Below are 14,315 nucleotides of genomic sequence, written 5' to 3'. Positions count from 1 at the left end.
GTGAAGCTCTGCTGCTGTAAAGCAATTCTTAAGTTTTCGCTTTTTCCCTCGCAGGCAGATGAATGCTTCTCGCTTTAAGAGACTCAACAGCCTCCAGCAGGGCTTCGGCTGAGCTTGGATGAGCATACACAGGGAACAGCATATCTTCTTCCCTTGCAGCCATTTCAAGCAGAGAAACCCCCGCCATGATTAGCTCCTGTGCGCCTTCCCCTATCATATGGACACCTAATAGAAAGCCGGTTTCTTTTTCAAAAATCACCTTGGCAATTCCGTCCCGGCTTCCCTTCACGCTTGCATAGCCCAGTGAAGAAAAAGGAAAGGTTCCTGTATCTATTTTATACCCTGCCACAAGAGCTTCTTGCTCGGTCAGGCCTGCATAAGCAATAGGAGGCTGGGTATGGACGACAGCCGGTGCAAAACGCAAATCAGCTTCCCTTTCCATACCGGCAATCGTTTCAGCTGCAGCCTTTCCCTGCCTGATCGCCTTTGAAGCGGACGGCGGCCCATCTACCACATCCCCTGCTGCAAAAATATGGCTGACAGAAGTTTTCCCTTGCTCGTCTGCCTTAATAAATCCGGCTGTGTCTATCTCCACTCCCGCTCTTTCAAGCCCCAGATCCGCAGTATTGGGCCGGAAGCCGGCTGCCGCTAAGAAACAGGTACCTCCCAGCACATTAATTTCTCCATCCTGCTCATAGATAATCTCTACACCCGGCCCATTCTCTTCCACAGACAGCAGCTTTGCCCCGCGGTAGACTTTGATTCTATTTTTCTTTAAAATTCTGCCAAGCTCCCTATTCACAGCCGCATCAAATCCAAAATCCTCTTGTTCCTGATCCAGCACAATCGATGTCCTGGCCCCGAAAGCCTGAAAGCTCATGGCCATTTCCAAGGCGATATAGCCGCTCCCATAAATGATGAGCTCATCAGGAAGCTTTTCCAGGGAAAATACAGACCAGCAGTCCAAAAGCTTTTCTGAACGCGGAGAAACTTCGGATGGCCACTTTGGTGTGCTTCCTGTTGCTATGAGGCAGTGCTTGAAACGGAATACCTGATATGATTCTCCATTTTCAATGCCCATCCGGTCAGCTGAGAGAAAAAAGGCATTACCTTTGACTAGCTCAATCTCATTGCTTTTGCACAGCTCTTCAACTCCTTTTTTCAGCTGTGCTGTTTTCCGGTCTTTTTCCTCCAGGAGCTTTTCCAGCCGGAAAGCTGAGAAAGACAGATCAATTCCATATTCTCCTGCTGTTTTCAGTTTTCTGATCCGGTCGGCAGCTTCGGTAAAAAGCTTGGAAGGAATACATCCTTTATGGAGGCAGACACCGCCGAGCATACCCTTTTCAATCAGCGTCACCTTCCTGCCAAGCTGGGCTGCCCTGATGGCTGCCTGATAGCCGCCAGGCCCCCCTCCAATGATGACAACATCCTTTTCAAAAGCCAGTTCCCCTACAACCATCACACCAGCTCCAATAGCATCAGTTTGGGATTCTCAATCAGTTCCGAAAAACGGTTTGTAAAACCGACAGCAGCTGCCCCATCTGCTACCCTGTGGTCAAATGACATGGATAGCTTCATGATGGAGCGGATGACAATCTGCTCGTTCTCATCGACAACCGGCATTTTCTTTGTTTTATGCAAGGAAATGATGCCAGTCTGCGGGTGCTGGATGATCGGTGTGGCGCCTGTGCTCCCCTTCAGTGGACCAACATTGCTTACTGTGAATGTTCCTCCGGCTGTTTCCTTTGCTATCAGGCTGCCATCCTGCGCCTTCCTGGTCAATTCCTTCAGGTCCATTGCAATTTCTGCAATAGTTTTTTCCTCCACATTTCGGATTACCGGCACGATCAAGCCTTCATCAGCGTTTACGGCCACACCTATATGGTGCTCCGGCAGCAAATGGATCAGGCCCGCCTCCTCATCAAGAATGCTGTTAAAAACAGGAAAGTCTTTAAGTGCCACAGATATGGCCTTCAGATAAAAAGCTGTGGCTGTCACTTGCTTTCCTCTCTTTTTGAGCTCTTCACGGAATACGGAAAGCACTGTTACATCCACATCCTCAAAATGGGTGCAATGCGGAATAAGGGTAAGCGACTGAACCATTTTCTCAGCAGTCTTTTTCCTTCGGCCTGAATACGGGATGGCAGGGGGGTCAGCAGCTATAAGATTCTCATTCTCTTTTTTTATCTCTTGAGATCCTTCTTCACTGATAGACTCTTTGCTATGTCCTGCGATCCTGAAAATATCGGCGTCAACCACTCTTCCGCCAGGACCTGATCCTTCAATTTCTTCTATATTTATATCATTCTCTCTTGCCAGCTTCCTTGTGTAAGGGGAAGCAAGGATTCTTTTCGGTTTGGCCCTGTGGACCTGGAATTCATCTTCCCCCCCTGCGGCAGCCCTGCTGTTTTCAGGCTCCAGCAGCAGCAGGACAGATCCAACCGCTACCGTTTCCCCTGGACTAGCCACAAACTCCCGGACAATGCCAGCTCTGGGGGCGGGTATTTCAGCCGTCATTTTATCGGTCTGCACCTCGACCAGGGGCTCATCTGCACGGACAAAATCACCCTGTTTGACTAGAAAACAATTGATTTCCGCTTCCGACATTCCTTCGCCTATATCATGGAGCTTCACTTCCATCCTATTCCATAACCTCCTTAGAAAAGCGCATTGCTGAAGGATAAGGCACAACCTTTCTGAAGTTCAAAATGACCAGACCTTTTCAATCGCCCTGCAGACCCGATCGGCCGTAGGCAGATAATCGTCTTCAAATCCGAAATAAGGAACAGGCGCATCAAAGCCGGCAACCAGTTCGGCGGGTGCTTTCTGATATAAAAAGGAGGTGTCATTGATAATCGCAAGAACATCATTCCCGACTGAGGTTGATGCATGTGCTTCCTGGACGATGACGGTGCGCCCCGTTTTCTGCACCGATGCAGCGATGATTTCTTTATCCAGCGGGTAAAGGGTCCGGAGGTCAAGAACATCGCAAGCAATCCCTTTTGCCTTCATTTTCTCTGCCGCCTCCATGGCAACCGGCACCATGGCCCCCCAGGCTATGACTGTCACATCTTCACCTTCCGCCCTTTTGCTGCCTTTTCCGATTTCAATGCTATACTTCCCCCCAGGCACTTCGGCCCGCAGGGAACGGTAGCTTTTCATCGGCTCCAAAAACAGGACAGGATCCGGATCCTCAATTGCCGCAATCAAGAGCCCTTTTGCATCAGCCGGATTGGAAGGACAGACTACCTTGATGCCAGGCATATGGGTGAAAAGGGCTTCTGTGCTGTCACAATGGATTTCCGGCGCCCTGACACCCGCACCATATGGAGCCCTTATGACGAGGGGGACGGTATAATGCCCCATCGTTCTCATGCGGAGCCGTGAAGCATGTGTCATGATCTGCTCAAAGGCCGGATAAATGAATCCGAGGAACTGGATTTCCGCAACCGGCCGGAATCCGTTGACAGCCATACCGATGCTGGCGCCGATGAATCCCGCTTCACTCAGCGGGGTATCCATGACCCGCTCTTCTCCGTATTTTTCCTGCAGGCCTTCCGTCGCCCGGAAAACCCCTCCATTTTTCCCGATATCCTCCCCGAGCACAAGGACATCATCATTTTCCGCCAGCATGATGTCCAGGGCTTCATTTACAGCCTGTACAAGCGTCATGGTGCTGGCCTTGACTGCTGTCTCCATATTTAAGCACCCCCAAGCTGGCTCATGTATTTTTCTTTCTGTTCTTTAAGCGGCCATACCAGCTCTGCAAAAACATGATCAAAAATATCAGCCGGATCGGCAGGAGGAAATGCTTCCATATCTGCTATAGCCTGATCAATTTCAGCCGCTGTATCCTCTTCGATTCCCTTAGCCCAGCTCTCCGCATAGATGCCTTTATTTTTCAGCCATCTCTCCAGCCTCAGGATCGGATCGATTTTTTCCCTCATGGAACTGCTTTCCTGCTGATCCCTGTATTTGGAAGGATCATCGGCGGTTGTATGGGCACCGTATCTCCAGGTTACTGCCTCGATCAGTGTAGGCCCGCCGCCATCCCTTGCCCTCTCCAGCGCTTTTTTTGTTTCATGATATACAGCAAATACATCATTTCCATCAACCCGGACGCCAGGAATGTCATATGCCAGGCTTTTTTGCGCAATGGTCCTGGTATTCATCTGCTTCGAGAGCGGGACAGAGATGGCGTAGTGGTTGTTTTGATTGAAAAAGACTACAGGCGCCTTTAGGATGCTGGCAAAATTGAGCCCTTCATGAAAGTCTCCCTCCGATGTCGCCCCATCCCCAAAATAAACGATGGCAGCTTTTTTGCTTCCTTTCCGTTTTTCCGCATATGCCGCCCCTGCAGCATGCGGGATCTGGGTGGCGATCGGAATGGCAGGCGGGAAGATATTCTTCCCTTCAGGCGGGATGCATCCTTCATTGCGCCCGTTCCAGAAAAGCAGCACATTCCTCATTGAATGCCCGAAAGCCAGTGCAGCTCCGTGGTCCCGATAGGTAGGGAACATCCAATCCGTTCCTTCAAGCGCCATCGCACTCCCTATCTGCGCAGCCTCCTGCCCTTCAAAAGGCGCATAAGTCCCGATCCTCCCCTGGCGCTGCAGGCTGACCGCCTTCCGGTCAAAAATCCTGATGCGGACAAGCTGCCTGTAGAACTCCAGAGCCAGTTCATGGTCAGCGGTAAACCCAGAGCTGCCGGATATTTCGTTTCCATTTTCATCAATCATTCTATTGATTGGAAATCGGCTCTCCATCCTATCACCCTTTTCAGTAAAGTCATTGGCATACAGTTATGTCCGAACGGCCCATTTTGGCCGCTTCATATGGGAAAAAAAGCTGTTCCTTCTGGTTCTCGCTTCAATCCTCTGCTCGCAGAACCGATTGGCAGCCTCAATGGTTGTAATTCCTTCTGCCGCTGCATAGTCGTACACATTAAGCAGTGCACTATAAATCGCTTTCGTCTTCCGCAGCACTCTTTCCTTATTAGGAGAATACAGTTCATCTGCCACCTGGATAAGACCGCCTGCATTAACAATATAGTCCGGGGCATAAAGGATTCCTTTTTGCTGCAGCATCCCGCCGTGCCTTAGTTCAAGCAGCTGATTATTCGCCGAGCCGGCAACCGCCCTGACCTTAAGCTGTTCTATCGTTTCATTGTTAAGGATGCCTCCCAGGGCACAGGGGACAAAGACGTCCGCATCTGCACGGTAAATTTCATCGCTGCAGACAGCTTTGAGGCCCGCCCCGATTTTTCCAGCCTTTACCACTAGCTCATTGATGGCTTTCTCGTTAATATCTGCAACATAAAGATCAGCGCCTTCCTCCAGCAGCTTTTCAGCGACCTTAAATCCTACCTTGCCAAGCCCCTGGATGCTGTATGACCTGCCCCCAAGGGAAGTTGTTCCGTAAAGCACCTGGTTTGTCGCTTTAAGGCCATAAATCACCCCTTGCGCTGTCGGGACTGAAGAATCCCCGCTCCCTCCATATTCTTCATCTGCACCGACAATGCAGTTGGTCTCCTTCATTGCGTGGACAAAATCTTCTGGTGTGGTCCCCATATCTGTGCCTGTGTAGAATCTTCCATTCAGGGATTCAACGAACTGGCCAAATGCCCTGAAAAGCTCGGGCGTTTTATCTTTAGAAGGATCGCCGATGATGACCGCTTTCCCTCCGCCAAAGTCTACATCGGCTGCGGCACATTTATAGGTCATTCCCTTGGAGAGACGCAGTACATCTTCCAATGCCGCATCTGCAGAAGGATAGGGAAACATTCTGCAGCCGCCAAGTGCGGGACCGAGCCTTGTGCTGTGGATGGCAATGATTGCCTTGAGCCCTGTTGCTTCATCATTGCAGAACACAACTTGTTCATGATCGCGGATCGTATTAAACATATCCATCTTTACTCAATCCCCCTCATTATGTTAGCGCTTTCATTTAATGACGCATAAAAACATTACTCCTCTTGTGTGCTCTCTGTGAAACTTTTAATTCTGTTTCTTGGAAGAATGGCCTGGGTCACCTCCCCCTGGCCGATCATTGCATGTCCGCGAAAAGCCGATACGGAAGTAACAATCATGTTCCTTTCTATCTTTATGACCTCGGCAGTGACTTTTATAAGGCTTCCCTCTTCTGCTGGAGCCAGATGCCTGACAGAAACAGCTGCACCCATGCCTTCCTCACATTCTTCCAAAAAAGGCAGTATCACTTTTCGGGACGCCCACTCCATATAATAGACCATACTGGCTGTTGAAAAGAGCGGATGGACGACCTTGCCGCCGAACTGCGCAAACATCTCCTGCCCGACCGTCAGAAAGATAGATGAAGCCGCTCCTTTTGTTAGTCCTGGCTTCACTGAATATCACCCTTAATTATGTATGACGTATTTTTAACGCAATGATAACATTGTGACAAACAAATAGTCAATTAATTGAAAATATTCATAATTGTTATTCAAAATAAAGAGGATTAATTCAGGCCTGTCTCTGCCCATTTAATCCTCCCCCTTATTTTGCTACGAGAGAAGGGCCCTGTCGCTTGCCAGCTGCTGGCCGCGTATCCGCTGAAACTCGTTAAGCAAATCTTCAATTGCTAATTTTTTCTTTTTATCTTCTTCAATCTCCAGGATAATCTGCCCTTTATCCATCATGATAAGCCGATTCCCGAGATCCAGTGCCTGCTGCATATTATGGGTGACCATGATGGTGGTCAGCTTGTAGCTGCTGACAATCTCTTTTGTCAAGCTGGTGATCAGCTCTGCCCTCGCAGGATCAAGAGCAGCAGTGTGCTCATCCAGCAAAAGGATGGAAGGCTCCGTAAAGGTGGCCATAAGCAGGGACAAAGCCTGCCTTTCTCCTCCAGATAAGAGCCCTACCTTTGCATTCAGCCGGCTTTCAAGCCCCAAATGAAGGGTCTCAAGGACTTCTCTGAAGTACTCCCGGCGATTTTTCGTGACTCCCCGCTTGAGCGTCCTGCCTTTATTGCGGGAATAAGCCATCGCCAAGTTTTCTTCGATCGTCATGCTGGGGGCAGTTCCCGCCATCGGATCCTGAAAGACCCTCCCGATAAAAAATGACCTTTTATGTTCCGGCATCATTGCTACGTTTTCGCCATTGATCTTCACGCTTCCTGCATCGGGGATCATGACGCCCGAAATGATGTTCATCAGTGTCGACTTCCCCGCTCCGTTAGAGCCAATGACCGTGACAAAATCACCTGCATTCAGTGAAAGGCTCACACTGTCGAGGGCATTTTTCTCATCAGGCGTCCCTTCATTGAAGATTTTGCTGATATTATTTAGCTGGAGCACGCTGATCCTCCTCTTCTCCGGAAAAATAGTCTGCCCCAGGCTGAGTGCGCAGCCTTTTGGCTTTTCTTTTGCGTTCTCTTACGCGATCAATTGTTTTAGGCATGATCAAAGCGATGATGACAATAGCAGCTGTAATCAGCTTCATGTCCCCCGGCTCCAGGAAATCGACACGCAGGGCAAGGGTGACGACGATCCGGTAGATGATTGCCCCGCCAATTACGGCAAGGGTTGTCCGCGCAATCGTTTTTGTTCCGAACAAAGCTTCACCTATAATGACAGATGCGAGCCCGATGATGATCATCCCGATTCCCATCCCGACATCTGCAAATCCCCCATGCTGGGCAATCAGCGCCCCGGAGAAAGCGACAAGGCTGTTGGACAGCCCGAGGCCGAGAATGACCATCAGATTTGTATCTGCTGACAGGCTTCTGATCATTCTTTTATTATCGCCGGTCGCCCTTAAGGCGAGTCCTACCTCCGTTTTCAGGAACTGGTCGGCCAGAGATTTTATCGCCAGTGCAGTGACCAGCATCAGCACAAATATCCCCCATGTCCCGGGGAGGCTTCCCTCAAGGCCTGCCGCCGAAAGGAAGCCATTCAGCATCCCATCTAGTCCGGTTCTGTCCCAGGCATCCCTTATGGCTGTCATAGCTGTATCTGTATTCAGAAGCGGTACATTGGACTTTCCCATGATCCTCAGATTGATGGAATATAAGGCAATCATCATCAGGATGCCGGACAGCAGGCTGTTTATTTTTCCATAAGCATGCAGGATTCCAGTAAGGCAGCCGGCAGCAAAGCCTGCGATAAGGGCAGCGGCAGTAGCGAGAAAGGGATTGGCGCCGCTCACAATCAGGGTTGCTGCAACTGCAGCGCCTGTCACAAAGCTCCCGTCTACAGTAAGATCCGGAAAATCCAAAACCCGAAAGGAAAGATAGACACCGAGCGCCATGATGCTGTAAATGATGCCCGACTCAAACGCTCCGAAGATTGCTGTAAACATCCTAGATACCACACCCTTCGCTATTCTTCATAAAACTCAGCTATGTTCTTCCATTCTTCCTTGATTTCAAGTCCTTGCTCTTCTGCAGCCTTGGGGTTGAAAACGAGTTTGATATTCTCAGGCAGGCCGACCGGGATTTCACTTGGCTTCTTATTGCCCTTCAGGATGTCAGCAGCCATTTTGCCAGTCTGATAGCCGATTTCGTAATAATCAAATCCGCTTGCCGCTACCCCGCCGCGTTTAAGGGAATCAAGTTCACCAACAAATAGAGGTATTTTTTTGCTTTGTGCCACTCCTATGACAGATTCAAGTGCAGAAACTACCGTATTATCTGTCGGGACGTAAATGGCATCTGCCCTTCCTACCAAAGATTCGGCAGCCTGTTTGACTTCAGCTGAAGTGGAAACAGAGGCCTCTATCACCTTTGCACCATTTTTTTCTGCGAGTTCCCTGACTTTTTCGACCTGTACTTCAGAATTTTGCTCTCCTGCATTGAAGATGACACCAATCTTCTTGGCACCTGCTTCCTTTGTCATGAAGTCGATCGTCCTGCCGGTAGCTTCCGGATGATTATCTGTTGTGCCGGTGATATTATCGCCAGTCTCATCAAATGATTTAACAAGTCCTGCACCGACTGGATCTGTAACAGAAGTGAATACGATGGGGATATCTTTTGTAGTGTTCAAGGCACTGACAGCACTTGGCGTGGCATTGGCAAAGATAAGGTCTACCTGATCACCCGCGAAATTTTTTGCGATGGTTTGGGTATTATTCATATCTGCCTGGGCATTCTGGAAGTCATACTCAACATTATCGCCTTCTTTGAACCCTGATTCCTCAAGGGCCTTTTTAAATCCTTCTGTTGCTGCATCCAGTGAAGGATGCTCGGCAAATTGCGTCAGGCCGATCTTATAAACCTTCTTGTCCCCGTCTTTTCCATCGCCGCCTGAAGCCTCATTGCTGCCGCAGCCAGCCAGGAGCAAACTTCCTGCCAGCAATAGAGAAACAGCTTTGATCGAATTTTTCATGACAATCCCCCTCGCAAGATTTGTATTTTTCCACACTGACCCTCTCGTGCTGCACACATGTAATCGCTTACATAAAAATATGATAGATTATAACATCAGCGTTTTTACAACGTTATATTATCACCCGGCTTCAAAAAGTGTCAATAATATTCTAAAAATTTAATCTATTGTGCTCATTCATCCTTAGCTGCTGAATGGACACCGGGCTTCCTCCCTGAAAAGGATCTGAACTGGCCTGCTGCTTTTTCAATAGCCTCTTCCGCTTCCTGCATCATCCGCTTAAAAAGTTCGGCCACCGGCGGAATATCTTTTATAAGGCCTGCCGACTGTCCTGCATTCATGAAACCTCCCGCAGCGTCTCCTTCGAGTGCGCCTCTTTTATGATAATCTTCATCTGTAAACCGGCTGAACTCAGAAGGATTTACTATCTCCTTCTCTTTCTGCAGCAAAAAATCGGCATATTCTGTGTGAAGGATTCTTCTGATTTGTCCCGCACTCCTGCCGACTATGACCGTACTTGCATCTCTGGATTCAAGCAGCCTTTTTTTATAATTTTCATGGAAAGGCGCCTCTTCAACTGCAATGAGGCGTGTGCCGATCTGTACGCCGCTTGCGCCAAGCATGAACACCGATGCCACTCCCCTTCCATCACTGATTCCTCCTGCTGCAGCCACCGGAATCTTAACACTGCTGGAAATCTGAGGTATCAAAGCAAGAGTAGTCGTTTCAAGCCTGGAATTGATGCCAGCTGCTTCAAAGCCTTCTGCACAAACGATGTCCACTCCTGCTCCTTCTGCTTTTACTGCCTGTCTGACCGATGCGGTGACAGCGATAGTTCTGATTCCTTTTTTCTTCAGCCGGCTTATGTATGGAGCCGGATTTCCAGCTGACAGAGACACCGCTGCTGCGCCATATTTTTCAGCCAGCCCTAACGCCGCTTCCACAAAAGGAGACACGCTGATAGGGATATTTACAGCAAAGGGCCTGCTGGTCAGTTTCTTCAGCTCAAGCAGTTTAGCCTCTATTTCTTCCGGATGCATGGTCCCTATCCCGATGGTGCCCAGCCCGCCGGCCTCCGAAACGGCGGCAGCAAGCCTGCTGCTGCTGATATTCCCCATCCCTCCTTGTATGATCGGATAGTGGATATCTAAAATCTCAGTCAACCTATTCAACTGAATCCCCCTCGTAACTAATCTCGGTACTATTTAGAATATTAACACAAAAAGCTCCTGGATTTCCCGTATCCAGGAGCTTCTCGTTATACGCTCATTTACACAACTTATTCTTATATTAGAAAGGATTTATAACATACATACATTCTTACACCTCAAACTGTCTGCCATTATATCAATTCACTGCAGCACTTGGCTTACCATGCCAAGATAAAATGTGCAAAGCGAATATGCTTTTCAATACAAGACAAGTTTCAGTGTAGAATTGAGTGCTCTATCCCGCCATTTTAAATAAATTGAAACTTTTAAAACAAATCCGTTTTCTTTATACTGCCTGAATTCTGTCAGGAAAGATACGGGTGCTCCTTCTTGATGAATCTTCGGCATATAGACCGATGGTTACCGGCCGCAGCAGGTCCTTCGGCGCGGTCGTGTACTGTTCGCATTGCCGGAGATATAAGTTTTAGCATCCCCGTTTGGCAGCAACCGGTTTTTATTCTCCAACAATTCTTTCTTTTGGGATTCACCGGAAACCTTCCCAGCAGGAAACTTTTTTGCTTTCTTAAAGCTCTCATAAAATTTTTTTGCCTGTTCCATTTCATTCACTCCCTGATTGTTTTACCAAGTTAAGATCAATGTTTAAATGGATTAAAAACACTCGACTGGGACCGGGCTTGCGGATAATATTTTTGAATGAGCTCCATCTTATTATATTGGTGCTGATTTTTGTCCTGCCTCGCCTTGTCCCTGGCCCTCCTGATCAGCGCCTCTGCCATTTCTGCGGTGTGTTCGTTCCCAGCCCCCGGCTTTTTTGACGGCATTATCATGGCAGTGCTTCTCTGTGATTTGGCCATTGATTCCTTGATTTTATTTTGTTCCTGCTTTGATGGAGAGATAGGTTTGGCCTGCTGGATTTTGCTTGAGGTCCTTTTCTTCAATTGTTCCACTTTAGTTTTGAATTCTTGATCACGCATCTCCATTTCTTTCACTTTGCCGCCAAGCATTACATTCTGTTCTTTATAATCTGCGATTTCAGCTTCCAGCTCCCTCGTTCTTTGGAGATATTCTTCATCCCTCTTAATAAAATCGCGGATCTGCTCTTTCAGCTCTTTCAATTCGCTCGTATACTGCTGTTCATTTTGCTCGTAGCGCTCAAAATGGCCATTCATATCGCTAAAGAGATTTTCATACGAACTTAAAAGAGAATGCATTTCTTTAATCTTTTCCTGAAGCTCCTCAAGCTTTGCTAAACTTTGCGTCTGACTTTCATTATTCCACCAAGACCTTAGCAAATGAATCCAGCTCCCTCTTTTTATTGTATTCAGGTTTTGTTTATCTGGAGTAGGCAATGAGAATCCATCAGTCACCCATTTTTGCTCTATATTTTGAATATTGCTTTTTATTTGCCCGCGCAGAGTATTCTGCTCTTCCCTCAATACCATCGCCGCAGCCAGTTGGGAGTCGAAATCAAGGAGGATTTTCCTTCTTTCCTCATACCTCTCTTTGCTGTTAAGCATCCTGAAACCGGACGCCAGGCTGGATAACTTTGTTCTTTGCTCTTCCAGCTGAATGACAAGGTTTTCCTCCCTCAACCCGGTCTCCTTTAACTTCCTTTTATAATCGCTCTTCCTGCAGCGAAGCTCTTGCTCCAGCTCCTTATTTTTTTGACTGGAAAGCGCCAATAAAAACTCTAGGCTGGACAGATGATTGTAAATATCCGTATTTTGGGTTGCATATTGATTAATGGTTTGATTCTTCTGTTTTAATTCAAGTCGGAGTTCCTGGCCCTCCGATTGAATTTCACCCATTCTTAATTGGATGTCCTTTAACAGTGCTTCTATCTGAAGATCAAATGCCTGGCTTTGCATCTTCTCCTCTGTTTCTTTATATGCAATATCATCAGCAGGTTGTGTTTCTGATATGTTCTGCTCCAGGAGTTCAAGCTCTGATTGTAATGCTTTCGTCTTCCCGCTTTGAATGAGCATTGTTTTTTTTAAGCTTTTTAAGTCCTGCCTGGAGGAATCCAAAAACTTTTCAAAGCTTTCTGGCTCCCATGACCCGAATTCATCAATATGTTCCGATATTGATTGATTCACTTCCTTCTTCATCGCATTCCCTCCTTCCGAGGCATTTATCTTATTTATCTATATGTGAATTATGCTTTGCCGTTACAATATACAAGCACGAAACGATGATTCTGCAATATGTATATGCAGGGGTGATTACATTGAAAAAAAGCTATATGCTTGACCGATTTTTAACTGTTGAATACATGGAGCAGCTTGTCCAAAAAAACGGGTTTAATCTTGTCAACAAGCCTCCGCTAGATTTACAGAAAACGCTAGATTATTATAAAAGTAAACTGGAAGCTGGGGATGATGCCCCTTATATAGTCAGTCCCGATGAATGTGTAAGAGCCATAGTCCGGGTAAACGATACGGAATACTATCATTTGGAATGGAATATACCCAAACTACACTATCTGATTAAAAGAGAAAAAATTCAGAAAATATTTTTACCCAATGGGCTCACAGAAAAGCTCTTGCAAAAATCTGATATCGAACAAACCGGGCCTGCTGAAGATAAAGTGCAGGATATCATTCTGCTTTCATATCCCCCCATTACCCGTAAGTTCATTATTGCTCAGGGAAATTTGAAGGCAGCTGAGGAGTTAGGTGAAACCCTTACAGCTTATATCCTTCCACCCTATATCCACCTTCAGGCTGCAGCCAATTCCCGAAACCGAAATCTATTCTCAATTCATTTCAACTATTCGCTCATCTGCAGCTACTTAGCTGGCCAGATATCAATAGATGAAGCCGAAAAACGAATTTACCCTGTTTTTTAAAAAATAGGTTATCCGCGGGAAGGAGCGTGACTGAATTTGACTGAAAAACCCCTTGTTTCTATTATTTTCCCCGTTAAAAACGAAGGTGATAATGTAATTAAAACATTGAATTCTTTCTTTTCAGCAGCCAACGGCCATTCCTATGAATTAATTATTGTCGATGATCATTCAAGTGATCATTGCTGCGATTTCCTTAAAACAGAATACCTTGATAAAGGCATCAGACTGATTACCACGGAAGGAATCGGTGCAGCCAATGCCAGAAATGCCGGTGCAAAACTGGCTGAAGGAAAGGTACTGGTCTTCTGTGACGCACATCTCGAATTTACAGATTATTGGCTGGATCTGATGCTTGAGCCGCTTCTCTCAGGCCAGACAGACGCCGTTACACCGGCAATCGGCGCCATCGGCAATCCCCATTTCATCGGCTATGGCCAAACATTGTGGGTAAATGAAAAATCCACAAAAATCAGGACCAGTTGGAATGTCAAACAGGAGGATGTATTTGAGACAGCCATCCTCCCAGGAGGATGCTTTGCAATCAATAAATCAGTATTTGAAGATATTGAAGGATTTGAAGCAGGCTTTCCGGTATGGGGTTATGAGGATATCGAACTATCCATCAAGCTTTGGCTGTTCGGGTATAAGTGTGTTGTCCAGCCTCAAGCTAAGGTTCTGCACCTATTCAGGAAGGTACAGCCCTATCGGGTGGGGCTTGATGAATACTTCTATAATCTGCTAAGACTGGCTTATCTGCATTTCAATCCTGCGAGAATTTATAAAATCAGAAAGATGCTAATCAATGGGAATGATAAGGAGATTGAGAGACAGGTATTGGCAAATGGGGCACTCTCAAAAAGACAGGTCTATCTCGCTAGAAGGAAATATGATGATGACTGGTACTTTTCTAAGTTTAATATTATATTCTAACTGACCTTCGGACCTT

General features: G+C 47.1%; 14 protein-coding genes. 2 read left to right on the top strand and 12 right to left on the bottom strand.

Features of this window, described 5'->3' with window-relative positions; translation table 11 throughout:
• Positions 1-28 precede the first annotated feature (28 nt).
• The 12 genes from AC4E8B_RS11410 to AC4E8B_RS11355 all read right to left on the bottom strand — a co-directional run bounded on the left by AC4E8B_RS11410 (position 29) and on the right by AC4E8B_RS11355 (position 12,629).
• On the bottom strand, positions 29-1,459 hold the full coding sequence (locus AC4E8B_RS11410; protein ID WP_490219077.1) for a dihydrolipoyl dehydrogenase family protein: 1,431 nt from the start codon (positions 1,457-1,459) through the stop codon (positions 29-31).
• The gene (locus AC4E8B_RS11405) at positions 1,459-2,640 is read right to left on the bottom strand and encodes a dihydrolipoamide acetyltransferase family protein (protein ID WP_490219075.1); all 1,182 of its coding nucleotides are present in this window, start codon (positions 2,638-2,640) and stop codon (positions 1,459-1,461) included. Before AC4E8B_RS11405 ends, AC4E8B_RS11410 begins: the two co-directional genes overlap by 1 nt.
• 63 nt (positions 2,641-2,703) lie before the next feature.
• Positions 2,704-3,699: an alpha-ketoacid dehydrogenase subunit beta gene (locus tag AC4E8B_RS11400; RefSeq protein ID WP_490219074.1), complete on the bottom strand. Its 996-nt coding sequence runs from the start codon at positions 3,697-3,699 to the stop codon at positions 2,704-2,706.
• Between the two features lie 2 nt (positions 3,700-3,701).
• Positions 3,702-4,766 (bottom strand): pyruvate dehydrogenase (acetyl-transferring) E1 component subunit alpha, encoded by a 1,065-nt coding sequence (gene pdhA, locus AC4E8B_RS11395; protein ID WP_490219073.1) that lies wholly within the window; start codon positions 4,764-4,766, stop codon positions 3,702-3,704.
• Positions 4,767-4,802: 36 nt separating this feature from the next.
• On the bottom strand, positions 4,803-5,909 hold the full coding sequence (locus AC4E8B_RS11390) for a Leu/Phe/Val dehydrogenase (RefSeq protein ID WP_490219072.1): 1,107 nt from the start codon (positions 5,907-5,909) through the stop codon (positions 4,803-4,805).
• Positions 5,910-5,965: 56 nt separating this feature from the next.
• Complete coding sequence (locus AC4E8B_RS11385; RefSeq protein WP_490219071.1) at positions 5,966-6,364, bottom strand: thioesterase family protein; 399 nt, start codon at positions 6,362-6,364, stop codon at positions 5,966-5,968.
• A gap of 159 nt (positions 6,365-6,523) precedes the next feature.
• Positions 6,524-7,318, bottom strand: a complete 795-nt coding sequence (locus AC4E8B_RS11380) for an ABC transporter ATP-binding protein (protein WP_490219069.1) — start codon at positions 7,316-7,318, stop codon at positions 6,524-6,526.
• A complete protein-coding gene (locus AC4E8B_RS11375; RefSeq protein WP_490219643.1) occupies positions 7,302-8,321 on the bottom strand; it encodes an ABC transporter permease in 1,020 nt (339 codons plus the stop codon). The genes AC4E8B_RS11380 and AC4E8B_RS11375 overlap by 17 nt, the downstream gene beginning before the upstream one ends.
• A 20-nt stretch (positions 8,322-8,341) precedes the next feature.
• Positions 8,342-9,349, bottom strand: coding sequence for an ABC transporter substrate-binding protein (locus AC4E8B_RS11370; RefSeq protein WP_490219067.1), 1,008 nt, complete (start codon positions 9,347-9,349; stop codon positions 8,342-8,344).
• A 173-nt stretch (positions 9,350-9,522) separates the two neighbouring features.
• Positions 9,523-10,521, bottom strand: coding sequence for an NAD(P)H-dependent flavin oxidoreductase (locus AC4E8B_RS11365; protein WP_490219065.1), 999 nt, complete (start codon positions 10,519-10,521; stop codon positions 9,523-9,525).
• Between the two features lie 399 nt (positions 10,522-10,920).
• Positions 10,921-11,118 carry a hypothetical protein gene (locus tag AC4E8B_RS11360; protein WP_490219063.1) on the bottom strand — a complete coding sequence of 66 codons (198 nt, stop codon included), beginning with the start codon at positions 11,116-11,118 and terminating at the stop codon, positions 10,921-10,923.
• Positions 11,119-11,153: 35 nt separating this feature from the next.
• On the bottom strand, positions 11,154-12,629 hold the full coding sequence (locus AC4E8B_RS11355) for a hypothetical protein (protein WP_490219061.1): 1,476 nt from the start codon (positions 12,627-12,629) through the stop codon (positions 11,154-11,156).
• A 119-nt stretch (positions 12,630-12,748) separates the two neighbouring features.
• On the opposite strand from AC4E8B_RS11355, the gene AC4E8B_RS11350 reads away from it, so the two are divergent.
• Complete coding sequence (locus AC4E8B_RS11350; protein ID WP_490219059.1) at positions 12,749-13,369, top strand: hypothetical protein; 621 nt, start codon at positions 12,749-12,751, stop codon at positions 13,367-13,369.
• 36 nt (positions 13,370-13,405) lie between these two features.
• Positions 13,406-14,299 (top strand): glycosyltransferase, encoded by an 894-nt coding sequence (locus tag AC4E8B_RS11345; RefSeq protein ID WP_490219057.1) that lies wholly within the window; start codon positions 13,406-13,408, stop codon positions 14,297-14,299.
• The last annotated feature ends 16 nt before the right edge of the window (positions 14,300-14,315 follow it).

It is taken from the genome of Bacillus sp. SRL543 (assembly GCF_984799205.1).
Note: the sequence above shows the minus strand (reverse complement) of the source record. Positions and strands in the feature narration are given on the sequence as shown.

Bases quoted from the DNA above. Each gene is read 5' to 3' on its own strand.
- AC4E8B_RS11360 (WP_490219063.1), bottom strand. From the start codon at position 11,118: ATGGAACAGGCAAAAAAATTTTATGAGAGCTTTAAGAAAGCAAAAAAG.
- AC4E8B_RS11370 (WP_490219067.1), bottom strand. From the start codon at position 9,349: ATGAAAAATTCGATCAAAGCTGTTTCTCTATTGCTGGCAGGAAGTTTG.
- AC4E8B_RS11400 (WP_490219074.1), bottom strand. From the start codon at position 3,699: ATGGAGACAGCAGTCAAGGCCAGCACCATGACGCTTGTACAGGCTGTA.
- AC4E8B_RS11405 (WP_490219075.1), bottom strand. From the start codon at position 2,640: ATGGAAGTGAAGCTCCATGATATAGGCGAAGGAATGTCGGAAGCGGAA.
- AC4E8B_RS11355 (WP_490219061.1), bottom strand. From the start codon at position 12,629: ATGAAGAAGGAAGTGAATCAATCAATATCGGAACATATTGATGAATTC.
- AC4E8B_RS11410 (WP_490219077.1), bottom strand. From the start codon at position 1,459: ATGGTTGTAGGGGAACTGGCTTTTGAAAAGGATGTTGTCATCATTGGA.
- AC4E8B_RS11375 (WP_490219643.1), bottom strand. From the start codon at position 8,321: ATGTTTACAGCAATCTTCGGAGCGTTTGAGTCGGGCATCATTTACAGC.
- pdhA (WP_490219073.1), bottom strand. From the start codon at position 4,766: ATGGAGAGCCGATTTCCAATCAATAGAATGATTGATGAAAATGGAAAC.
- AC4E8B_RS11390 (WP_490219072.1), bottom strand. From the start codon at position 5,909: ATGGATATGTTTAATACGATCCGCGATCATGAACAAGTTGTGTTCTGC.